This is a genomic window from Cellulosimicrobium sp. E-16, assembly GCF_049913115.1.
Taxonomy (GTDB): Bacteria; Actinomycetota; Actinomycetes; order Actinomycetales; family Cellulomonadaceae; genus Cellulosimicrobium.
Genome location: NZ_CP183974.1, coordinates 4,315,271 through 4,335,848, shown reverse-complemented (window position 1 = coordinate 4,335,848; position 20,578 = coordinate 4,315,271). Strand labels below are relative to the sequence as shown.

Here is a 20,578-nt window from a genome sequence, read left to right as displayed (position 1 = left end):
CGGCGCGTGCGACCGTACGGAGCCTCGCGGGGGCGCGCGGGGAACAGGCCGTCACCACCGGACGTTGTCCGGAGGGGCGGCCGACAGCACGCAGGACGACTCGAGAGAGACGGTGAGCGGGAACCGTGGACACAGGCAGCGCGATCGACCGGACGAGCGGGATCGTCTACGCCCCGGCGGACGGCGGCGTGGTCGTGACGATGTGGGGAGAGATCGACGCGGCGCTGCGCGACCGCGCGAGCGAGGCGATGTCCTACGTGCTGGACACGCGCGGGCGCGTGGTGGTCGACGTCGCTGACGTGACCTTCATCGACTCGTCGGGCATCGCGTTCATCATCCAGCTGTACATGCTCGGCGAGGAGGACGGCCGCGACGTGGTGCTCCGCGACCCGTCGACGAGCATCGTCGAGCTGCTCGAGATGATCGGCATGGGCGGACGCATCCCGGTCGAGCGCAGCGGCGCGACGACGGGCCCCATCGAGGTCGTCGGCGCGGTGTGACTCAGGCCGACCCGTACGGCGGGTCGTCGTGGCGGGGCGGCGGCGCGTCCTGGGTGCCGGAACCGTGGGGAGGGTTCTGCGCCGGGAGCTTCTGGCGCAGCGCCGCCCAGTAGAGCCCGGTGAGCATGGCGCCCACGACGGCGATGGGCACGAGCGCGTCCTTGAACCACAGCGCGGAGCACGCCAGGAGCGCCCCGTACACCATCGGGACCGCGAGGTCGAGGGTGCGCCGGTCCATGGGTCCTCCGTCGGTCGGGCGCCCGTGCGGGCGCCGTGCGGCTCGACCCTACCGGGGAGCGGCCGTGCGACACGGTGCCCCGCCGCAGGTCGGACCGCACCGCCGTCGGTCCTTCGGCCTGTGGGACGCGGTCGGTACCGTGCGGTCATGCGCATCCTGCACACGTCCGACTGGCACCTCGGGCGCACGCTGCACGGGGTCGACCTGCTGGAGCACCAGGCCGCGCACCTCGACCACCTCGTCGAGCTGACCCGCACGGAGGGCGTCGACGCCGTCGTCGTCGCGGGCGACGTGTACGACCGCGCGATCCCTCCCGTCGACGCGGTGTCGCTCCTGTCGGACGCGGTCACGCGGCTCGCGGAGCACGCGCACGTCGTCGTCACGCCGGGCAACCACGACTCCGCGGTCCGGCTCGGCTTCGGGGACCGTGTCATGCGTCCGGGCGTGCACCTGCGCGCGCGGCTGTCCGACGTCGGGGCGCCCGTCGTCCTCGCGCCGCGCCGCGGGAGCGGCACGGGCGACGCTCCGCTGCTCGTCTACGCCCTGCCGTACCTCGACCCGGACACAGCGCGCCACGTGCTGGCCGACGACACCGGGCCGCTCGGTGCGGAACCGGGCGCGGACGCGCGCGCCGACGGTGCGCGGACGCCGCTCGCCCGGTCGCACGAGGCGGTCATGGGAGCCGCGATGCGGCGCGTCGGGGCTGACCTCACGCGTCGCCGCGCCCAGGACCCGGCCGCACGCGCCGTCGTCGTCGGCCACGCGTTCGTGGTCGGCGGGCTCGCGTCGGAGTCGGAACGGGACATTCGCGTGGGTGGGGTCGACGCTGTGCCCGCGGCCACGTTCGGTGGCTGGGGGATCGACTACGTCGCGCTCGGGCACCTGCACGGGCCGCAGCGCGTGACCGTGCCCGACGTTTCACGTGAAACCGCAGGTCACGCCAGCGGGTCGGTGACGGTCGCGCGCTACTCGGGGTCGCCGCTCGCGTTCTCCTTCTCGGAGCTGCACCAGCGCAAGTCGACGGCGCTGGTCGACCTGGACCGGCTGGGCACCGGCGGGGATCCGGACGCGGCCGTCGAGCTCGTCCCCGCGCCGGTGCCGCGCCGCCTCGCGGAGGTCACGGGGACGCTCGACGACCTGCTCGGAGCGGCGGGCGAGCCGCACGTCGACGACTGGCTGCGGGTGGTCGTGACGGACGCCGTGCGACCAGCGGAGCTCTACGCGCGCGTCCGAGCCCGCTTCCCGCACGCGCTCCAGGTGTCCCACCGCCCGCCGCGCGTCGCCGAGCGGGAGGTCGTGACCGCCGTCGGGCCGGGCCGTGACCCGCTCGACGTCGCGCGGGACTTCGTCGAGCACGTGGCGGGCCACGCGCCGAGCGATGCGGAGGTCGCCGTGCTGCGCGAGGCGTTCGAGCTCGCGCTGGCGGACGAGCGGAGCGCCTGATGCACCTGCACTCGCTGACCTTCCAGGCGATCGGACCGTTCGCGGGCCTCCATCGGGTCGACCTCGCGTCCCTCGGCGCGTCCGGGATCTTCCTGCTCGACGGGCCCACGGGGGCGGGCAAGTCGACGGTCATCGACGCGATCGTCTTCGCGCTGTACGGCAAGGTCGCCTCCGAGGCCGCGAGCGACGACCGCCTCCGCTCGGCGTTCGCGGCGCCCGAGGTCGAGTCGTTCGTCGACCTCGTGCTGGAGGTCCCGTCGGGCGTGTACCGCGTGCGCCGGACGCCCGAGTACCGGCGGCCCAAGAAGCGCGGCACCGGCACGACGACCCAGCAGGCCTCGGTGCGGCTCTGGCGCCTGGCGGGCGTGCCGTCCGCGGAGGCACTCGCGGGGGTCGACGGCCCGCCCGGCGAGCTGCTCTCGGCGCGGCTCGACGAGGCCGGGGAGGAGATCCGTCGGATCGTCGGGCTCGACCGTCGCCAGCTCGTGCAGACGGTCGTGCTGCCGCAGGGCGAGTTCGCGACGTTCCTGCGCGCGAAGCCCGAGGACCGGGCCGTGCTGCTCCAGAGGGTCTTCGGCACCGAGCTCTACCACCGCGCGGCGGTGCGGCTCGCCGAGCTCGCGCGCGCGGCGCGGGCACGGTCGGACGGCGCGCGGCAGGGGGTGCGCGGCGCGGTCGAGCGGTTCACCGGGGCGGCGGGGCTCATGCCCGACGACGCCCGGCGACTGCGCGCGGCCGCGCAGGACGATGCGCGGTTGCGGCGGGCCGACGAGGCCGACGTCGCACGGGCCGTGGCGGACATCGCTCGGGATGCGGCGGAGGCAGCGAGGCCGCCAGGCCTCGACGCCGCGGACATCGCGCTCTCGTCCCCGACGGACACCGTGTCGTCGTCCCCGACGCCGCTCGACGACGGAGGGATCGCGGGGGAGGAGCCCGCCGCGACCGGGGTGTCGAGCGAGGGCGCCCCGGTCGCGGGCGTGCACGCGCTCGCCCTCGCGCGCGTCGCGGGGCTGGAGGCCGAGGCGGAGCTGCTGGCCGAGCGCGAGGTCACGGCCAACGCGGCACTCGTCGTGGCGCGCGACCGCCTCGACGCCGAGCGGGCGGTCGCCGACGCCGTGGACCGCCGGGCGCGGCTGCGCGCCGAGGAGGCCCGCCTCGCGGAGGAGGAGCCCCAGGTCGCCGACGACCGTCGGCGCATCGACGCCGCGACCCGTGCGGCCGTCGTCGCTCCCGCGGCGCAGGGTCTCGTCCGCGCGGAGCGGCTCCTCGTCGCCGCGCGCGACCGGCTCGCGCTCGCCCGGACGGGCGCGCCCGCGCGTCTCGCCGACGCCGACCCGACCACGCTCGAGGCGCTGCGCGCCGACGTCGCGACGGCCGGGGTGCGCGTGACCCGCCTGCTCCCCGTCGGTGCCTCGCTCCCGGGCCGCGACCGGGCCGTCGCCGACGCCCGCAAGGACGTCGATCGGGCGGTCGAGGAGCGAGCGCGCGCTCTCGACGAGCTCGCCGCGCGCCCGGCGCGTCGTGAGCAGCTGCGCCTGCGGCTGGCGTCGCTCGCGGAGACGGCCGGGACGCTCGGGGCCTGCCAGGAGCGGGCGCTGCGTGCGCGTGCGGTCGAGGAGGCGGCGCGGCAGGCCGCGACGCTCGCCGCGGAGGAGGAGGTGGCGCGTGCCGCGCGCAGGGAGGCCGCGACGGCCGCGCGCGCCGCGGTCGAGCAGGAGGCGCGGGTCCGGGCGGCCCGCATCGCCGGCCTCGCGGGCGAGCTCGCCGCCGGTCTCGTCGAGGAGTACCCGTGCCCGGTGTGCGGCGGCACGGACCACCCGGCCCCGGCGCCGCTCGCGGACGACCACGCCACGGCGCAGGACGTCGAGGAGGCCGAGCACGGCCGGGCCGAGGCGGAGCGGGCGCTGCACGACGCCTCCGCGCGGGTCGAGGTCCTCGCGGAGCGGCTGACCGCGCGCCGTCGGGACGCCGAGGGGATGACGCCGCACGAGGCAGCGGAGCGGGTCGCCGAGGTCGACGCGCTGGTCGAGGGCGCCCGCGTGGCGGCGCACGAGCGGGCGGACGCCGAGCAGGAGCTCGACGCCCTCGACGCCGCCACGCTCGCCCTCCAGGAGCGGGCCGCCGCACTGGCGGAGGTGATCGCCGGCACGACGGCCCGCGTCGAGGAGCTCGCGGCGACGCTCGACGCCGACCGGGCCGAGATCCGTGCTGAGGTCGCCGCGGCCGGACCGCTGGTGGAGCTTGCCGACCTGCCCGACGCCCTCGCCGACGAGGGCGGGACGCAGAACCCGGTCGCCGTCCTCGCCGCGGCGCTCGACGACCGGCTCCGCACGATCGACGCGCTCGCCGACGCGGGCGCCGCGGTCGCCACCGCGGGGAGGGCCGTCGACGAGCGCGCGGCCGAGCTCGGCGCGCTCGTTCACCGGTCGGGGTTCGTGGACGCCCGCGACGCGCTCGCCGCCGTCCTCGACGAGCCGGACCGTCGGGCGCTCTCGCGGCGCGTCGCCGAGCACGAGGCAGCGCGTGCCGCTACCACCGCCGGGCTGGCCGACCCCGCGATAGCGGACCTGCCCGAGGACGCGCGCCCGGACGTCGCCGCGGCGCGGGCCGCGGTCGCGGAGGCTGAGGCGACGGCTCGGGCGGCGGGCCGCCGGCACGAGCTCGTGGCCCGCCAGGCGCAGTCCGCGGGCGCCGCCGCAGAGGGGATCGGGGCGGCGGCGGACGACTGGGCCCGAGCCCGCGACGCGGCCGCGCCGGTCGCGCGCATGGCCGCGCTGGCGTCCGGCTCCGGCGACAACGCCCACGCGCTCACGCTCGCGACGTTCGTCCTCGTCCAGCGGTTCGAGGACGTCGTCGCCGCGGCGAACGAGCGCCTCGCCGAGATGTCGTCGGGCCGGTACGAGCTCGTGCGCAGCGCGACGCGCGAGGACGTGCGCGCGCACAAGCGTGGGCTCGCGATGAAGGTCCTCGACCACGTCACCGAGCGCGAGCGCGACCCGCGCACGCTGTCCGGCGGCGAGACGTTCTACGTGTCCCTGTGCCTGGCCCTCGGGCTCGCGGACGTCGTCACCGCGGAGGCGGGCGGGGTCGAGCTGGGGACGCTCTTCGTCGACGAGGGCTTCGGCAGCCTGGACCCCGAGACGCTCGAGGCCGTGCTCGCGGCTCTCGGTCGGCTCCGGGCGGGTGGGCGCGTCGTCGGCGTCGTGTCGCACGTGGAGGCGCTCAAGCAGTCCATCGCGGAGCGCATCGAGGTGCGGCGCGTGCCCGGAGGCGGGAGCACGCTCACCGTGCGAGCGTGAGGACGGCGGTCCTCACCCAGGAGCGGCGGTCGAGAGACGCCAGCCGGAGGCACCGAGCGGAGAACGTCGGCCGGACGCGCAGATCATCGACCGGTCGACGCCACCGGGTGCAGCGGGCCGCCCGTCGGCGGCGAGAGGTGGTTGGGGATGGCAGGACCGGCCCGGCACGACGGCGCGGCGAGCCCGCGCGACGCCCGGCTGCGGCGGCGCTGGGACCGGGAGGCGGGCGCCTACGACCGCGGCATGGCGGTGGCGGAGCGCCGCTTCTTCCCGGACGTCCGCCCCCGCGCGTGCGGGCTCGCGACGGGCGAGACGCTGGAGGTCGCGATCGGCACGGGGCTCAACCTGGCGCACTACCCGGCGCGGGTGCTGGACGGCCGTCTGACGGGCGTCGAGTGGAGCCCGGGGATGCTCGCGGTCGCGCGACGACGGGCGGCGGAGCGGGAGATCGACGTCGACCTCCGGCTCGGTGACGCGCAGCGGCTCGACCTCCCCGACGACGCCTACGACACCGTGGTCTGCACCTTCTCGCTGTGCGCGATCCCCGACCACCGTGCCGCGCTCGCGGAGATGGTCCGCGTGCTGCGGCCCGGTGGCCTGCTCGTCCTCGCCGACCACGTCGAGTCGTCGTCGTGGCCGTTCCGCGCGCTCCAGGCGGCGGCCGACGCCGTGAGCGTCCCGCTCGCCGGGGAGCACTTCCGCCGCCGCCCGCTCCGCTGGGTGCTCGACGCGGGGCTCGCCGTCGAGCGGCACGAGCGCACGCGGGCGGGCGTCATCGAGTGGTTCGCGGCGCGCACACCCGGTCCACGAGCTCGGTGACCGCCGCGCGCACGGGGTGTGGCGGCGCGCCGCCGTCGAGCGCGAGCGCCGCGCGGTCGAAGGCTGCAGAGAGCAGGAGCGTCAGCGCGTCGAGGCGGTCCTCGTGCGCGACGTCGTCCCCGACGCGCGGCGTCGTCGGCCGGTCCCTCTCCGCGGGGTGCGAGCCGCCGTCACGGGCACGGCCGGTGCGGGCCTCGTCGTCCGGTGCGGCGTCGTCGGGCGTCGTGTCGATCGCCGCGGCGAGGCCTGCGCGCAGCGTGCGACGGGCATGGCGCGCGTCGAGGGCGTCGGCCTCGGCGGCGCCGAGCACGGCCGGGGCGTCGACGAGCAGCAGGCGCGTCCGTCCCGGGACCGACATCGCGTCGAGGTAGGCCCGCGCGCCCTCGACGAGCATGCCGCGGGCGTCGGGCGCGTCGGGCGCGTGTCGCGAGCGGGGAGCGGGAGCGTCGCTCGCACGGGGTGCCGTCCGGGCGGCGCTCGCAGCTGCGGCCTCGTGGACGCTGCCGACCGGACTGGTCCGCGCCTCGATCTCGCGCGCGACGGCCTCCGCCTCGGCCTCGACGACCGCCCGGAACAGGTCCCGCTTGTCCGCGTAGTGGTGGTAGAGCGCGCCGCGCGTGACGTGCGCTGCCGCGGCGATCTGCGGCGTCGACGCCTCCGCGTACCCGGGGTCGACGAACAGCTCGCGCGCCGCGGTGACGAGCGCGGTCCGGGTGGCGCGGGTGCGCTCGGCGTTGGTGCGACGTGTCTCTTGCATACCGACAGACTGTAGGTCATTCTTAGATACATACAGCCTGTTTGTTTGTTCCCTCGAGCGCCTGCCCACGACCAGAGGAGAAGACCCGTGCGCATCACGAGCTGGTACCCGGTGATCATGACCGGAGACGTCGCGGCGACCGCGGCGTTCTACGTCGAGCACCTCGACCTCCGGCCGCTCTTCACGAGCGACTGGTACGTGCACCTCCAGTCCGCGCACGACGAGGCCGTGAATCTCGCCGTGCTGGACGGCGACCACGAGACGATCCCCGAGAGCGGACGGGGGCGGGCGAGCGGGCTCCTGCTCAACCTCGAGGTCGAGGACGTCGACGCCGTCCACGACCGCTTCGTCGCGGCAGGCCTGCCCGTCCTGCGCTCGCTGCGCGACGAGGCGTTCGGCCAGCGCCACTTCATCACCGCCGACCCGAACGGCGTCCTGATCGACGTCATCACGCCGATCCCGCCGACGGGCGAGTTCGTCGAGCAGTACGACGAGTCCGCGCTCCCGACGGCATAGCCGACCTCTCCGGCACGGCCCGGCGACGGATGTCACGAACCCGGGACGCGTCCGTCCCTCCTACGGGGGCAGGGCGACGACCGACCGCGGTCGTCGCGCGTCATCACCGGGTCCGTCGCGAGCGCGGCGGGGGCGGACCGCCGCCCGGTGCCGTCGAAGGAGAGCAGCAATGTCAGCAGCATCGTCCTCGCTCGAGCGCGAGCTGCGGCGCATGGAGGTCATCGTGCGCCGCGAGCAGCTCCGGCTCGTGGGCCGCGCCCTGCCCCGCGTCGCCGAGCGCCGCCGCTGGGCGGACGCCCCGCGGCGTCAGTCCCCGACGACCGCGGCCCGATAGACCGCCCCGCAGACGCACGTCAGGACGGGCGCTGCACCCGCGGCCGAGCGCTGCACCTCCGGGTGCCTCCCTCGTCCCGGAGCGCATCTCGGCGACCGGTCCTCAGTGCAGGGCGTCCAGGCCGGCGAGGTCGCGCGCGTGGAGGAGCACGTCGTCGAGCATCTGGGGCGTGAGCCGTCCGGTGAAGGTGTTCTGCTGGCTCACGTGGAAGCACCCCAGGAGGGTGAGGGTCTGCGCAGGGGCTTGCTGCCCGCCGTCGGGCTCCTCGCCCTCGGTGCGAGCCCCCACGGCATACGCCCCCGGCGCGGGTGCCCGACGGCGCAGCGTCACCTCCGCGCCGTGCGCGAACCGCGGGCGGGGGCGCGGCACGTCCCAGCCCTGCTCCGCGAGCGTGGACAGGAGCGCCTGCCACCCGAAGCCACCGAGCACGACGGCGACGCGCACGCTCTCCCCGAGCAGCTCGACCTCGCGCGCGAGGTACGGACCGCACCGGCGGCGCTCCTCGGGGGTGGGCTTGTTGTCGGGCGGGGCGCACCGCACCGGGGCGGTGACGCGGATCCCGGTGAGGCGCAGCCCGTCGTCGGCGGACACGGACGTCGCCTGGTTGGCCAGGCCCGTGCGGTGCATGGACGCGAACAGGAAGTCGCCGCTGCGGTCGCCCGTGAACATGCGTCCCGTGCGGTTGGCCCCGTGCGCGGCGGGCGCGAGCCCGACGACGAGGATCCCCGCGCGCTCGTCGCCGAAGCCGGGCACCGGGCGGGCCCAGTAGTCGTCCTCGCGGAACGACGCGCGCTTGACCTCGGCGACGTGCTCGCGCCACGCGACCAGCCGCGGGCACGCGCGGCACTCCACCAGGTGCGCGTCGAGCACCGCGAGGGTCGGCGCGGTGCGTGCGGCGAGCGGGTAGTCGGGGTCGTCGGGCGTCACCCGCCCATTCTCCGCGCCGAGCACGACGTTGCTGTCGACATCCGTGGGACGACGAGAGCAACGTCGTGCTCGACGGCGCGTGGCGTCGTGCTCGGCGGGAGGCCGGGCCGGGTCAGGCGCCGCGGTCGGCGAGCACCGTGGCCTCGGCGAGCGCCGCGGCGTCGTCGGGGACGTCGACGCCGGCCTCGCGGCCGGGCCGGTCGGCGGCGCCCGCGGTACGGGACCCTTCGACCGTCCCGCCGGACACGGCGGTCGCGCTGCCGATCTCGGTCGCGTCGTGCGCGGTGAGCGCGTCGGCGGCGTCGTCGGGGACGGGCGCGCCGAACGTGTGCCGCAGGCCGAGCAGGACCGCTCCGGCGACGACGACCACGCCGAACATCACCGCGGCCATCGTCACGGGCGGCGACCCGCCGAGCAGGCCGGTCACCGGCGCGACGACCGCGCCGACGCCGAACTGGAACGCCCCGATGAGCGCCGCCGCGCTCCCGGCGCGGTGCGCGTTGCGCTCGAGCGCGATGGCCGGGACGGACGGCATGACGAAGCCGGCGGTGCCGAGCGTGAGGACGATGAGCGGCACGAGCCACGCGAGGCCGCCGCCGGCGAGCGCCGCGACGAGCAGCCCGCCCGACAGCACGAACCCGGCTGCGACCGCGCCCTGGAGGATGCGCTCGGGCGCAACGCGGCCCACGAGCGCGCCGTTGATCTGGCTGCCGGCCGTCACGGACACCGCGCCGACGCCGAACACGATCGCGTACTGCTGGGCGGACATGCCGAAGAAGTCCTGGAACACGAACGTCGACGCGGAGATGTACGTGAACATCGCGGCCATGTAGAAGCCGGCGATGAGCGCGAGCCCGATGAACGACCAGTCGCCCAGGAGCGAGCCGTAGGAGCGCAGGGCGGCGACGGTCCCGCCGGAACGTCGGCGCTCGGCCGGCAGCGTCTCGCGCAGGCGGAGCAGCACGAGCACGAACAGCACCGCGCCGACGACGGCGAGCGCGACGAACATGCCGCGCCACGAGCCGAGCCGCAGGAACTGGGCGCCGATGGTCGGGGCGAGGATCGGAGCGACGCCCACGACGAGCATGAGGCGCGCGATGACCTTGCCGATCTGGTACCCCTCGAACGAGTCGCGCACGATCGCCATGGAGAGCACCATGCCGGCGGCCGCGGAGAGCCCCTGGACGAACCGCAGGCCGGTGAGCGCGGCGACCGATCCGGCGAAGACGATCCCGGCGGACGCCGCGACGTACACCGCGAGGGAGACCAGCAGGGGAGCGCGGCGGCCGATCGCGTCGGAGATCGACCCGATGAGGAGCTGGCCGATCGCGAGCCCGGCGAGCGTCGCGGTGAGCGTGAGCTGGACGCGGGACTCGGTCGTGCCGAGCTCGTCGACGATGCGCGGGAAGGCGGAGAGGTAGAGGTCGATCGTCAGCGGACCGATCGCGGTGAGCGCGGAGAGCAGCAGGACGAGGCCCGCGCTGATGCGCCCGGGTCGGGCGGGAGCGGCGGGGCTCGTGGAGCGGGTGCCCTGCGGTGCGACGACGGGCGCGGTCGGCGCCGGGGTCGCGGGGGGAGTGGAGGCCATGACAAGGGCAACCCCGGGCGGGGCGCCACATGTTCCCGGACGCCGTACGTGATCGGATGCTGAGACGGCGGAGAGGTCTCAGGCTCTGACGCGCGCCTCGCCGTCGTGCTGGCCGTCACCGTCACTGTCGCCGTCGTCGGCATCGAACCCGCGTCCTGCGGCTGCGCGACCGCGCAGCGCACGGGCTTCCTCGGCGGCGTCGTCGAGCTCGACGGCGAGCGCGCGGGCCGCATCGTGCAGGTCTGCCGCGCGGGGGGCGTCGCCCGCGGCGAGCACGGCCTCCCCGAGCGCGTTGAGCGCCTCCGTCTCGACGAGGCGTGCGCGGACGCGGCGCGCCAGATCGACGGCGGCCTCGCCCACGGTCACCGCCTCGGCGACGGAGCCCGCGGCGAGCAGCGCGGTCGCGAGCGCGCTGCGGGCCTCGGCCTCGGCGTCGGGGTCCCCGAGCGCGACGGCGGCCCCCACCGCCTCGCGCAGGTCGGCGACGCCGGCCCCGGTCTCGCCGGAGCGCACGAGGAGCCGACCCACGTGCACCCGTGCCCGGGTCGCCAGCCCGGCGTCGCCGAGCGACGTCGCGCTCGCGAGGGCGTCGCGGTGCTGCGCGAGCGCGCGCTCGAGGCTGCCCTCCGCCTCGGAGAGGATCGCGGCGTTGCTCGACACGATGGCGACGTTGAGCGCGTCGCCCACGCGGCGGGACAGCGCGAGCGCCCGGTCGTAGCCGGCGCGCGCGTCGTCACCACGCCCGAGGATGCGGTGCACGTCCGCGAGGTTCCCGACGGCGCGGCCCTCGCTGACGGGGTCGCCCGCGGTCCGCGCCCCGGCCGCCGCGTCGCGGTACGCGGTCTCGGCCTCGTCGAAGCGCCCGAGCCGCTTGTACACGTTGCCCACGCGGTTGAGCGTCTGGCCGGGGCGCGGGTCGTCGCCGCGCTCGAGCGAGCGGACGAGCTGCGCGAGCGCCTCGTCGTACCGGCCGAGCCGTTCGAGCGTGCGCCCGAGGTCGCGCCCGGCCTGGGACCGCCCCGACGCCCGCCCGTGCTCGACCGCCGCCGTGTGCACCGCGACCGCGTCCTCCCAGCGGCCCGCGGAGTCGAGGTAGGGCGCGAGCAGGGCCGAGAGCTCGGTCACGACGTCGGCGAGCTCGTGCTCCGCGGCGAGCGCCGACGTCGCGACGAGCAGGTCGCGGTGGGCGTCGAGCCACGCGAGCGCGGCGTCGGTGGTGCTCCTCGTCGCCACGGCGCCCGACGCGGCCGAGCCCTGCCCGGTCGGACCCTGCTCGGCGGCGCCCTGCTCGCTCGGGTCGCCCCGTTCGGTCGAGCACCCGGCCGCGTCGTGGTGGGGCGCCGCTGCGCGCACGGCGGGCCGGGCGTCGTCGAGCAGGCGGCCGGCGAGGCGCCCGACGGCGGTGGCCCGCGCGGAGAACGGGTCGTCGGAGCGGGCGAGGTCGGCGGCGAGGCTGCGGACGGCGTCGGGCACGACGACCTCGCCGCGCGGCCCGCTGGTGACGAGGTGCGCGCGTCCCAGCGCGGCGAGCGCGTCCCGGCTCTCGCTCGTCGAGATGCCGAGGAGGACGGCGACCCACGCGGCGTCGAGCGGCACCGGGACGAGGGCGAGGAGCCGCAGGGCCCGGGCATGGTCGGCGGGAAGGTCGCGGTGCGCCGCGGCGAGCGCGGGGTGGAGGACCGGTCCGGGCAGGTCCTCCACCCGGCGGGCGTGGTCGGCGAGCGACCAGCCGGGCCGTGCCCGGACGTCGTCGGCGACGCGCACGAGCGCGGCGGGGAGGCCGCCGCACGCGCGGACCAGCCGGGTGGCCGCGCTCGGCTCGGCGGCCGCGCGGTCCGCGCCGACGAGCGACCCGAGGAGCGCGAGCGCGTCGGCCTCGGGGAGCGGGTCCAGGGTCGTCCCGGCCGCGCCGGGGAGGTCGAGCACGTGGTGCGCCGTGACCACGACGCGTGTCGCGGCCGGCAGGTGCGCGACGACGCCCGCGACCTGGGCGGCGTCGGCCACGTCGTCGAGGACGACCGTCGTGCGACGCCCGGCGAGCGCGGTCGCGAGGCCCGCGGCGAGCGCGGGGACGTCGCGCGCCCGCGCGTCCGGCGGCGGCGCGCCGAGCGACTGGAGCAGCGCGTCGAGCACGACGGCGTCCGACGGCGCCACGGCGGCAGACGCCCCGCGCACGTCGACGAGCGCGACGACGTCCGCCGGGGCCTCGCGCGCGACGGTGAGCGCGACGCTCGTCGTCCCCGTCCCGGCGAGGCCGGTGACGGTCGCGACGCGCGGCGCCGCACCGCCTCCTGGCGCCTCCTGCTCACGTGGCGCCGCGAGCATCGTGACCAGGCGCGCGACCTCGCCGTCCCGGCCGACGAGCGGACGCTCGGGCGACACGTCCCCCACCCGCACGGTGGTCCGCCCGGCCGGGGCGCTCGGTGTCCCGGTGCGTGTCGTCTCGTCCGGCGCGGCGCCCGTCGCGGAGGCCTCCCGACCCGCCGTCCGGTACGCCGCGCGCCACCCTGCCGGCCGGGTGTCGCCGAGGACCTGGGCGACGTCGGCGAGGAGGTCGACGTCGAGCCGCGTGCGGCCCGCTCGGAAGACGTCGTAGACGGTCACTCGGCCCGGCCGAGCCTCGGCCGCGGGCACCCCTCGGGCGGTGCGGAGCGCGCCGACGCGTCGCGCGATCTCGGTGTACGACGGGTCGCCGGCCCAGGTCCGGAGCGCACGCAGTCGTGCCGCGAGCTCGTCGACCGACCCGGCGCCCACGGGGGACGGCGGCGGGTCGAGGGGCATCGCGCCAGGCTAGCGACGGCCACCCACCACTGCCCGACGTTGTCTCGCCCTGCGGAGACGCCGGGCGCGAGCGACCGGGTGAAACCCGCGGCGGTGTCGTTCGGGATCGTTCGGGAGTCGTGCCCCGGGGCGGTCCGCACGGTCACGCTGCCGGAGGCCGCGACGACCGCGGCGCGACGGACCGCGCCCGTGGCGCGGGGAGACGAAGGAGCGACGGTGGGTCTGTTCGACAAGCTCAAGGACATGTTCTCGGGGACCGCGGACCTGTACGCGAAGGAGGACGCGCCCGCGCTCACGCCCGCGCAGCAGCGGGGCCTCGCGCTGGGGGCGGTCTACGCGGTCGAGGGCGTGCTGCCCATCAACGCGCTGACCGTGGAGGCCGACGCGCGCACGGCCGCGAAGCCGCTCGCTGCGGGGTGGGACGTGCGCGGCGCGGACGACGTCGAGCGCACGTACGAGCTCCTGCTGACCCAGGGGCACCGCGGCTACTACGCGATCGCGATGCCCAAGGTCGAGGAGCTGTACTCGGGCCGCCTGAGCCGCCGGGACGCGAAGGGCGCGGCCGAGCAGCACGCCGCGCAGGCGCGGCAGGAGGCGACGGCGCGGGGTCTCGACCCCGAGCGCGCGGTGGCGCTCTACCAGGGCTGGAGCGCGTCGGCGCAGGTGGGCGGGCACGGCGAGCTCGCGGACCCCCTGCCGCCGTCGATCGCGGCGTGGGACGCGGCACGGGTCGTGCACGTCAGCCGCCTCGCGGTCGACGCCGGGTTCGTCACGCCGGAGCGGGCGTGGGCGGCGATCGAGGAGGCCGTCGTGATGTCGCGCCCCGCGTACGCGTCGTGGGAGCAGTTCGGCGACGGGTTCCTCGCCGGGCGTGCGTTCTGGTCGGCGGGCAACCGCACCCCGATCGACCAGGACCTGCCCGACTTCAAGCGCGCGGTGCGACGACTGCTCGACACCGAGTCGTCGCCGTGGCGGACGCTGGCGTACTGAGCGTGCGGTCGCCCTGGTGGTGGCGCGCGGGGGTCCTGCTCGTCGTGATCGGGGTGGGCGCTGCCGTGGTGCTGGCCGACGACGGCCTGCGGTCCGAGGTCCACGCGGCGCTGTCGAACCTGGCGCGGGCGCTGTTCTGACGTCACCGCGCCGTCGAGCACGAGGTGGCCGTCGTCGCGGGCGTCGGAACGACGGCGACCTCGTGCTCGGCGCGGTGGTCAGCCCTGGGCGTCGCGCCAGGCGACCCACTCCCGCACGAGCGACAGGTCGTAGTCCGGCCCGCTCGTGCCGACCGTGAACAGCGTCGCGCCCGCGGCGACGAGCGCGTCCGCGGACTCCGACGGCGGCCGCGACACGCCGACCGAGCGCTCGACGAGCGCGGCGGTGTCGCGGCCGACGGCATCGCCGTGCTCGTCGAGGATCGCGCTCTTGCGTGCGAGCGTCTCCGCGTCGCCGAACGAGTGCCACACGTCCGCGTGCTCCGCGACGACGCGCAGGGTCTTGCGCTCGCCGCCGCCACCGACGAGCACGGGGATGTCGCGCGTCGGCGTGGGGTTCGACGCCGCCCAGCGGGCCTTGATGCGCGGCAGCGCCTCGGCGAGGTCGGCGATGCGCGCGCCCGCGGTGCCGAACTCGTACCCGAACCGGTCGTAGTCCTTCTCGAACCAGCCCGCCCCGATCCCGAGGATCAGGCGCCCGCCGCTGATGTGATCGACCGTGCGCGCCATGTCGGCCAGGAGATCGGGGTTGCGGTAGCTGTTGCACGTGACGAGCGCGCCGATCTCGACGCGCTCCGTCTGCTCGGCCCACGCGCCGAGCATCGTCCAGCACTCGAGGTGCTTGCCGTCGGGGTCGCCAGTGAGCGGGAAGAAGTGGTCCCAGTTGAAGATGACGTCGACGCCGAGGTCCTCCGCGCGCAGCACGGCGTCGCGGACCTGGGCGTAGTCGGCATGCTGCGGCTGGAGCTGGACGCCGATGCGGTAGGGGTGCCGGGTTGAGGTCATACGTCGCAATCTACGTCGGCCGAGAACGTCGACACCCCGCGTCGAGCACGACCTTGCTGCCGCCACGAGCCTCACAACGACAGCAGGGTCGCGGTCGGCGGACCTAGGGTGGGCGCATGAAGCGACTGGTGGGGCTGCTCGTGACGCTCGTGGTGCTCGTGGCGGTCGCCGTCGTGGCGGACCGGGTCGCGGTCGGCGCCGCGGAGCGCGGCGCGGTGACGGCCTTCGAGCAGCAGGCCGACGACGTCACCGGGGCGGAGCTCGACATCACGGGGTTCCCGTTCCTCACGCAGCTCGCGCGCGGTGAGCTGACGCACGTCACCGGTTCGGCGGACTCCGCGTCCTTTGGCGGCTACGCGATCTCCGACCTCCAGGTCGAGGCCGACGGCGTGAGCACGTCGGAGCCGTACCGCATCGCGTCCGGGACCGCGTCGGGGGTCATCGCGGCCGAGTCGCTGCAGCAGATCGTCGCCGAGCAGAGCGGCTTGGAGGTCGGCATCACCGCCTCCGGCGACGTGCTGTCCCTGGCCTTCGACCTGCTGGGCGCGACGATCACGGTCGACGTGACCCCGCGCGTCTCCGGGCCGGCCGAGCTGGCCGTCGACGTCGTCGCGGTCCGCACGGGCCTCGGGACCGTCTCGGTCGACGACCTCCCGTCGGGGATCTCCCGCGCGCTGTCCGACCTGCGTGTCCCGCTCGACCTTCCCGACGGCGTCGCGCTCGACGCCGTGTCCGTCGTCGACGGCGGGGTGCGCGTCACGGTGACCGGGACCGACGTCGTCGCCGAGGACCTGGTGGCGTCGTGACCGTCGCGGCCGGGCAGTGGGTGCCGCGGTGAGCGGGGCGCCCGTGGACGAGGGCCACGTGCTCGCGGCGCGCCTCGCCGCGCACCGGCTGCGGTCGCCCGACCTGCCGGACGTGCCGACCGCCGTCGGGCATCTCGTCGCGGTGCAGGGCCAGGAGTTCCACCCCGCGCTGTGGGGTCTCACGCGGCGCCTGCGGCCCGACGCGCGGCCCGGCGCGGCGGGGGCGGTCGCCGGGTGCGACCGGGGGGAGGTGGTCCGCACGCACGTGCTGCGTCCCACGTGGCACCTCGTCCGGTCCGACGACGCCCGCTGGCTCGTCGAGCTCAGCGCGCCGCGGGTGCACCGGGCCAACGGGACGATGTACCGGCAGGTCGGGACGGCGGGGCACGTCGCCGAGACCGACCTCGTCGTCGCGGCCGTGCAGGAGCGGCCCCGGACCCGTCGTGAGCTCGCGGGCCTGCTCGCCGCCCACGGCCGCCCGCTCGAGGGCATCGCCCTCGGCTACGTGCTCATGCAGGCCGAGCTCGACCGGCTCCTGGTCAGCGGGCCGCTCGACGGCAAGCAGCAGACGTACGCCGCGTTCGACGACCGCGTCCCCACGGGCTACGGGCCGCTCGGCGAGCGGTTCGACCGCGACGCCGCGCTCGTCGAGCTCCTGCGCCGCTACCTCGCGAGCCGCGCGTACGCGACGGTCAGGGACGTCGCGCAGTGGTCGGGCTTCACGCTCACCGACGTGCGGCACGCGCTCGACCTGCTCGGGGAGGAGGCCGTGGCCGTGCCCGGCGCGGGCGCGCTGGAGGGCGCGACCCTGTGGCGGCTCGCCGACGCCGACACCCGCGTGCTCGACCCGGGGCCGTTCGTCGGCGCCCTCGCGCCCGACGGTGACCCGGACCGGCCGGTCGTCGACCTGCTCCAGAGCTACGACGAGCTCTTCATGTCCTACGGCGAGACCCGCGCGCTCGTCGTCGCGGAGGGCGTCGACCTGGGCGACCGGCTCGGGTCGTTCATCCACGGGCTCGCGGTCGACGGCGTGGTGGTCGGGCGGTGGCGCTGGGTCGTCGGGGCGCGCGACGTCGTCGTCGAGCCGCAGTGGCGCCGCGCGCCCACGGCTGCGGAGGCGACGGCGTTCGACGAGCAGGTCGCCGCCGTCTCCACGCACTGGGGGCGGACCGCCCGCGCCTGAGCCGCGTCGCCCCCGAGCCGCCGCCCCGGGCCGTCAGCCTTCGGCGGGGCCGGTGAGCGCCTCGAGGCCCGCAGCGGCGCACGCCTCGTCGGCCATGCCGTCGGGAGCCCCGCCGACGCCGATGCCCGCGATCGTCGCGCCGTCGATCTTCACCGGGACGGCGCCCGGGAGGAACAGCGTGCCGGGCAGGTCGGCGACCGTCGCGCCGTCGCCGACCGCGCGCGGCGCGAGCTCGCTCGTCGCGGCGCCGAACGCCGCCGACGTGTACGCCTTGGCCTGGGCGGCCTCGAGCGTGTGCACGGCGGCGCCGTCGCCACGCACGAGCGCCTGGACCTGGCCCGCGCGGTCGACGACGGCGACGCTGACGAAGCCCAGGTCCTCGGCCTGGCACGCGGCCAGCGCCGCGCTCGCGGCCTCCTGCGCCGCCGCGACGGTGAGCCGGCCGACCTGCACGACCTCGTCCGTCGTGACGTCGGCGACCGCGACGGCGGCGGGCTGCGCGGGCTGGTCGGCCGCCGCGTCGTGGCTCCCGGACGCACCGGCCGTGCAGGCGGTGAGCGTGAGGGCGGTCGCGAGCGCGACGGCGGTGAGGGTCAGCGGGCGGAGGCGCGAGGCGGCCATGGCGATGCCTTTCTCGGGGGGGTCGGACGCGGACGTCCGGGGTCGTGACCAGTCTTCGCGGCGAGCACTCGCCGCCGCGTCGGCGGATCGGGGCCGGCTCGGTGCCCCCTTCGTCGCGGTGGCTCTCGTCCGATCGGCTGATGTGCGGCGCACGCGCGGCACCTACCGTGGGTCGATGCCCGCCGACCTGCCCGCGCCTCCCGGAGAGGCTCGCCCCGCCGCCGGGCGCGCGCTCGACGTCGGGGTGCACGCGACGTTCCTCGCGCTCGTCGCGACGTCCACGACGCGGTACGTGGTGCGGCACGGCGCGGACGACCGCTGGCAGCTCGTCGTCGTGCTGGCCGCGGTGACGGTCGTCGCGTACGGGGCGCTCCTCGTGGCGTCGCGGCGCACGTCGTCGCGATCGGTCCCCGCGCGGGCGGCGACCCTCGTGCTCCTCGCGACGTGGTCGGTGCTGGCGCTCCTCGCCCCGAGCTTCGCGTGGTGCGCGCTCCCGCTCTTCTTCGTGTGCCGCCTCGCGTTCCGCCCGCCGTGGTCGCACGTGCTCGTCGGCGAGGTCGCGGTCGTGACGTCGGTCGCGCTGCTGCGGCTCTCGGACGGGACCGACTGGGCCGCGCTCGTCGGCCCTCCGTGCGTCGCGGTGCTCCTCACGCTCGTCACCGACCGCGTGGAGCGCGACGCGGCGGCTCGGGTCCAGCTCCAGGAGCAGATCGCGCAGGCGCAGGCCCGCCTCGCCCGGTCCGAGCGCGAGGCGGGGATCGTGGCCGAGCGCGAGCGCCTCGCGCGCGAGATCCACGACACCGTGACGCAGGGCCTCGCGAGCGGCGTCCTGCTGCTGGAGGCGGCGGACCAGACGTGGGACACGGCGCCCGACGACGCGCGCTCGGCCGTCCGCCGCGCCGCCGTGGCCGTGCGCGCGAGCCTCGCGGACACGCGCAACCTCGTCCACGACCTCGCGTCCGCGCGCGTCGACCCGGACGGGTTCCATGCGTCGCTGCTCGCCGCCGCGCAGGGCCAGGTGCCGGGCGCGTCGCTGACGACCTGGGGCGACGCGCGCGCCCTCGCGCCCGAGGTCGCCCACGCCCTGCTGCGGGTCACGCAGAGCGCCGCGGCGAACGTCGCGCAGCACGCCGCTGCCGAGCGCCTCGACGTGACGCTCACGTACCTGCCCGGCGCGGTCGCCCTCGACGTGTACGACGACGGCGTCGGCTTCGACCCCGACGCGGTCGCCGCGCCGTCGAGCACCGGCGGGTACGGCCTGCGCGCGATGCGCCGCCGGGTCGCGCGGCTCGGCGGGACGGTCACGGTGGAGAGCGCGCCAGGCGAGGGGACCGTCGTCGCGGCGCAGGTCCCGACCCACGACGACGCGCCCACGACGGACCCCCTGGCGACCGACCCCGAGGAGGGCTCCCGATGACCGACCCCGCACCCGTCGCCGTGCTGCTCGTCGACGACCAGCCGGTCGTGCGCGCCGGGCTGCGCGCGCTCCTGGAGTCGCAGCCCGACCTGCGGGTCGTCGCCGAGGCCGGGTCGGGCGAGGAGGGGCTCGCGCTGGTCGAGGATGCCGCGCCCGACGTCGTCATGATGGACCTCGAGCTGGGCGACGGCATGGACGGGATCGACGCGACCCGGCGCCTGCGCGGCGCGCACCCGCAGGTCCCGGTGCTGGTGTTCACCACGTACGACACGGACGCCGACATCGTGCGCGTCATCGACGCCGGCGCGACCGGGTACCTGCTCAAGGACGCGCAGCCGCACGAGATCTTCGCCGCCGTCCGAGCGGCCGCCGCGGGCCGCAGCGTCCTGTCGCCGCCGGTGGCGTCGCGGCTCATGCACTCGATGCAGCACCCGGGCACCGCGCTCACCCCGCGCGAGGCGGAGCTCCTCACGCTCCTCGCCGACGGGTTGTCCAACCGCGAGCTGGGCCGACGGCTGCACATCAGCGAGGCGACCGTGAAGACCCACCTGGCGCACGTCTACGCCAAGCTCGGCGTGGAGACGCGCGCGGCGGCGGTCGCGCACGCGCTGCGCACCCGGGGCGTGCGCCGCTGACACCGCCCCGCCGCGCCGGTAGGGTGCGGACACACCCGCAGAGCGGCGGGTCGCGCGGGGGACAGGGGGACGACGATGCACGACGCCACGCCCGGGGACGGGATGCCCACCGAGGGGTCGGGGGACGACGTCGGGCCAGGGCGCGGTCCGCGCACGCGGGCCCTGCTCGTGGGGGGAGTGCTCGTCGTCGCCGTCCTCGGGGTCGGGGTCGCCGCGGCGCTGACCGGCCGCGCGGCAGGGACCGAGCCGAGCGACGCCGTCGGCGGTGCACCGGCGGCGGAGGCACCGGCGGACGACCCGGCGCTCGCCGCCGAGACGCCGGGACCAGCGCCCGTCGAGACGAACGGTGTGCAGGCGTGCGGCGGCTTCGCCGGCTCCGCGGGGACGCCGATCCAGGTCCGGGGAGACGGCGGCGAGCCGGAAGCGCTCGGCGGGCTCGAGGGCTGGTGGAACAGCACGCCGGCGAGCGGCTCCGGGGGCTGGCTCGACGTCGAGAGGTGGCCTCGTCAGGTGCTCGACCACCCGGCCACGGTCACCGTCGAGACGACGACCGGCACGGTCCTGGAGTCGTTCGACCGCCGCACGTGCACCGGCGTCGAGGGCTGGACGGCGCCGGACCTGTCCGCCCTGCCGCCGTCGACCGTCGTCGTGCTCGACGCGGAGACGGGCGAGGTCCTGGCCGAGCACCCCGTGGACCTCGTGACGCCCTGACGTCGCCCG

20 protein-coding genes are annotated in these 20,578 nt (G+C 76.7%); 13 read left to right on the top strand and 7 right to left on the bottom strand.

What is annotated here, in order from left to right; translation table 11 throughout:
* The first annotated feature begins 125 nt into the window (after nucleotides 1-125).
* A complete protein-coding gene (locus ACN9MS_RS19035; protein WP_231581660.1) occupies nucleotides 126-500 on the top strand; it encodes an STAS domain-containing protein in 375 nt (124 codons plus the stop codon).
* Nucleotide 501: 1 nt separating this feature from the next.
* Here the strand turns inward: ACN9MS_RS19035 and ACN9MS_RS19030 are convergent, their stop codons facing one another.
* On the bottom strand, nucleotides 502-738 hold the full coding sequence (locus tag ACN9MS_RS19030) for a hypothetical protein (protein WP_426309951.1): 237 nt from the start codon (nucleotides 736-738) through the stop codon (nucleotides 502-504).
* Between the two features lie 147 nt (nucleotides 739-885).
* On the opposite strand from ACN9MS_RS19030, the gene ACN9MS_RS19025 reads away from it, so the two are divergent.
* The 3 genes from ACN9MS_RS19025 (at nucleotide 886) to ACN9MS_RS19015 (ending at nucleotide 6,299) form a co-directional block, all read left to right on the top strand.
* Nucleotides 886-2,181, top strand: coding sequence for an exonuclease SbcCD subunit D (locus ACN9MS_RS19025; RefSeq protein WP_426309950.1), 1,296 nt, complete (start codon nucleotides 886-888; stop codon nucleotides 2,179-2,181).
* A complete protein-coding gene (locus ACN9MS_RS19020; RefSeq protein WP_426309949.1) occupies nucleotides 2,181-5,480 on the top strand; it encodes an AAA family ATPase in 3,300 nt (1,099 codons plus the stop codon). Before ACN9MS_RS19025 ends, ACN9MS_RS19020 begins: the two co-directional genes overlap by 1 nt.
* A gap of 147 nt (nucleotides 5,481-5,627) precedes the next feature.
* Entirely contained in the window at nucleotides 5,628-6,299 is a 672-nt protein-coding gene (locus ACN9MS_RS19015; RefSeq protein ID WP_426309948.1) for a class I SAM-dependent methyltransferase, read from the top strand.
* Here the strand turns inward: ACN9MS_RS19015 and ACN9MS_RS19010 are convergent.
* Complete coding sequence (locus ACN9MS_RS19010) at nucleotides 6,253-7,056, bottom strand: helix-turn-helix domain-containing protein (RefSeq protein WP_426309947.1); 804 nt, start codon at nucleotides 7,054-7,056, stop codon at nucleotides 6,253-6,255. The genes ACN9MS_RS19015 and ACN9MS_RS19010 overlap by 47 nt on opposite strands.
* An 87-nt stretch (nucleotides 7,057-7,143) precedes the next feature.
* On the opposite strand from ACN9MS_RS19010, the gene ACN9MS_RS19005 reads away from it, so the two are divergent.
* Together ACN9MS_RS19005 and ACN9MS_RS19000 are read left to right on the top strand one after the other, a co-directional pair.
* The gene (locus ACN9MS_RS19005) at nucleotides 7,144-7,572 is read left to right on the top strand and encodes a VOC family protein (protein WP_426309946.1); all 429 of its coding nucleotides are present in this window, start codon (nucleotides 7,144-7,146) and stop codon (nucleotides 7,570-7,572) included.
* A 169-nt stretch (nucleotides 7,573-7,741) separates the two neighbouring features.
* Nucleotides 7,742-7,906, top strand: coding sequence for a hypothetical protein (locus ACN9MS_RS19000; RefSeq protein ID WP_237840782.1), 165 nt, complete (start codon nucleotides 7,742-7,744; stop codon nucleotides 7,904-7,906).
* Nucleotides 7,907-8,008: 102 nt separating this feature from the next.
* Here ACN9MS_RS19000 and ACN9MS_RS18995 read toward each other — a convergent pair whose 3' ends face one another.
* The 3 genes from ACN9MS_RS18995 to ACN9MS_RS18985 all read right to left on the bottom strand — a co-directional run bounded on the left by ACN9MS_RS18995 (nucleotide 8,009) and on the right by ACN9MS_RS18985 (nucleotide 13,202).
* On the bottom strand, nucleotides 8,009-8,833 hold the full coding sequence (locus ACN9MS_RS18995; protein WP_426309945.1) for a uracil-DNA glycosylase: 825 nt from the start codon (nucleotides 8,831-8,833) through the stop codon (nucleotides 8,009-8,011).
* A gap of 112 nt (nucleotides 8,834-8,945) precedes the next feature.
* Nucleotides 8,946-10,421, bottom strand: a complete 1,476-nt coding sequence (locus tag ACN9MS_RS18990) for a multidrug effflux MFS transporter (RefSeq protein WP_426309944.1) — start codon at nucleotides 10,419-10,421, stop codon at nucleotides 8,946-8,948.
* Between the two features lie 78 nt (nucleotides 10,422-10,499).
* Entirely contained in the window at nucleotides 10,500-13,202 is a 2,703-nt protein-coding gene (locus ACN9MS_RS18985; protein ID WP_426309943.1) for a tetratricopeptide repeat protein, read from the bottom strand.
* A gap of 216 nt (nucleotides 13,203-13,418) precedes the next feature.
* Between ACN9MS_RS18985 and ACN9MS_RS18980 the strand changes: the two genes are divergently transcribed.
* Both ACN9MS_RS18980 and ACN9MS_RS18975 read left to right on the top strand, forming a co-directional pair.
* Entirely contained in the window at nucleotides 13,419-14,192 is a 774-nt protein-coding gene (locus ACN9MS_RS18980) for a DUF1266 domain-containing protein (protein WP_426309942.1), read from the top strand.
* Nucleotides 14,193-14,194: 2 nt separating this feature from the next.
* Entirely contained in the window at nucleotides 14,195-14,332 is a 138-nt protein-coding gene (locus ACN9MS_RS18975; RefSeq protein ID WP_426309941.1) for a hypothetical protein, read from the top strand.
* 78 nt (nucleotides 14,333-14,410) lie between these two features.
* Here ACN9MS_RS18975 and ACN9MS_RS18970 read toward each other — a convergent pair whose 3' ends face one another.
* A complete protein-coding gene (locus ACN9MS_RS18970) occupies nucleotides 14,411-15,196 on the bottom strand; it encodes an LLM class F420-dependent oxidoreductase (protein ID WP_426309940.1) in 786 nt (261 codons plus the stop codon).
* Nucleotides 15,197-15,312: 116 nt separating this feature from the next.
* Between ACN9MS_RS18970 and ACN9MS_RS18965 the strand changes: the two genes are divergently transcribed.
* Both ACN9MS_RS18965 and ACN9MS_RS18960 read left to right on the top strand, forming a co-directional pair.
* Nucleotides 15,313-16,002, top strand: a complete 690-nt coding sequence (locus ACN9MS_RS18965; RefSeq protein ID WP_426309939.1) for a DUF2993 domain-containing protein — start codon at nucleotides 15,313-15,315, stop codon at nucleotides 16,000-16,002.
* 28 nt (nucleotides 16,003-16,030) lie between these two features.
* Nucleotides 16,031-17,185, top strand: a complete 1,155-nt coding sequence (locus ACN9MS_RS18960; RefSeq protein WP_426309938.1) for a DNA glycosylase AlkZ-like family protein — start codon at nucleotides 16,031-16,033, stop codon at nucleotides 17,183-17,185.
* A gap of 33 nt (nucleotides 17,186-17,218) precedes the next feature.
* Here ACN9MS_RS18960 and ACN9MS_RS18955 read toward each other — a convergent pair whose 3' ends face one another.
* Entirely contained in the window at nucleotides 17,219-17,806 is a 588-nt protein-coding gene (locus ACN9MS_RS18955) for a GlcG/HbpS family heme-binding protein (RefSeq protein WP_426309937.1), read from the bottom strand.
* A 175-nt stretch (nucleotides 17,807-17,981) separates the two neighbouring features.
* Here ACN9MS_RS18955 and ACN9MS_RS18950 point away from each other — a divergent pair, with 175 nt between their 5' ends.
* The 3 genes from ACN9MS_RS18950 (at nucleotide 17,982) to ACN9MS_RS18940 (ending at nucleotide 20,569) form a co-directional block, all read left to right on the top strand.
* Nucleotides 17,982-19,223, top strand: a complete 1,242-nt coding sequence (locus tag ACN9MS_RS18950) for a sensor histidine kinase (protein WP_426309936.1) — start codon at nucleotides 17,982-17,984, stop codon at nucleotides 19,221-19,223.
* The gene (locus ACN9MS_RS18945; RefSeq protein ID WP_426309935.1) at nucleotides 19,220-19,858 is read left to right on the top strand and encodes a response regulator; all 639 of its coding nucleotides are present in this window, start codon (nucleotides 19,220-19,222) and stop codon (nucleotides 19,856-19,858) included. The genes ACN9MS_RS18950 and ACN9MS_RS18945 overlap by 4 nt, the downstream gene beginning before the upstream one ends.
* Nucleotides 19,859-19,933: 75 nt before the next feature.
* Nucleotides 19,934-20,569, top strand: coding sequence for a hypothetical protein (locus tag ACN9MS_RS18940; protein ID WP_426309934.1), 636 nt, complete (start codon nucleotides 19,934-19,936; stop codon nucleotides 20,567-20,569).
* Nucleotides 20,570-20,578: the final 9 nt, after the last annotated feature.

What these genes read in the sequence shown, in the direction of transcription:
- ACN9MS_RS19030 (WP_426309951.1), bottom strand. Translation starts at nt 738, where the DNA reads ATGGACCGGCGCACCCTCGACCTCGCGGTCCCGATGGTGTACGGGGCG.
- ACN9MS_RS19025 (WP_426309950.1), top strand. Translation starts at nt 886, where the DNA reads ATGCGCATCCTGCACACGTCCGACTGGCACCTCGGGCGCACGCTGCAC.
- ACN9MS_RS19020 (WP_426309949.1), top strand. Translation starts at nt 2,181, where the DNA reads ATGCACCTGCACTCGCTGACCTTCCAGGCGATCGGACCGTTCGCGGGC.
- ACN9MS_RS19015 (WP_426309948.1), top strand. Translation starts at nt 5,628, where the DNA reads ATGGCAGGACCGGCCCGGCACGACGGCGCGGCGAGCCCGCGCGACGCC.
- ACN9MS_RS19010 (WP_426309947.1), bottom strand. Translation starts at nt 7,056, where the DNA reads ATGCAAGAGACACGTCGCACCAACGCCGAGCGCACCCGCGCCACCCGG.
- ACN9MS_RS19000 (WP_237840782.1), top strand. Translation starts at nt 7,742, where the DNA reads ATGTCAGCAGCATCGTCCTCGCTCGAGCGCGAGCTGCGGCGCATGGAG.
- ACN9MS_RS18990 (WP_426309944.1), bottom strand. Translation starts at nt 10,421, where the DNA reads ATGGCCTCCACTCCCCCCGCGACCCCGGCGCCGACCGCGCCCGTCGTC.
- ACN9MS_RS18985 (WP_426309943.1), bottom strand. Translation starts at nt 13,202, where the DNA reads ATGCCCCTCGACCCGCCGCCGTCCCCCGTGGGCGCCGGGTCGGTCGAC.
- ACN9MS_RS18970 (WP_426309940.1), bottom strand. Translation starts at nt 15,196, where the DNA reads ATGACCTCAACCCGGCACCCCTACCGCATCGGCGTCCAGCTCCAGCCG.
- ACN9MS_RS18965 (WP_426309939.1), top strand. Translation starts at nt 15,313, where the DNA reads ATGAAGCGACTGGTGGGGCTGCTCGTGACGCTCGTGGTGCTCGTGGCG.
- ACN9MS_RS18955 (WP_426309937.1), bottom strand. Translation starts at nt 17,806, where the DNA reads ATGGCCGCCTCGCGCCTCCGCCCGCTGACCCTCACCGCCGTCGCGCTC.
- ACN9MS_RS18950 (WP_426309936.1), top strand. Translation starts at nt 17,982, where the DNA reads ATGCCCGCCGACCTGCCCGCGCCTCCCGGAGAGGCTCGCCCCGCCGCC.
- ACN9MS_RS18945 (WP_426309935.1), top strand. Translation starts at nt 19,220, where the DNA reads ATGACCGACCCCGCACCCGTCGCCGTGCTGCTCGTCGACGACCAGCCG.
- ACN9MS_RS18940 (WP_426309934.1), top strand. Translation starts at nt 19,934, where the DNA reads ATGCACGACGCCACGCCCGGGGACGGGATGCCCACCGAGGGGTCGGGG.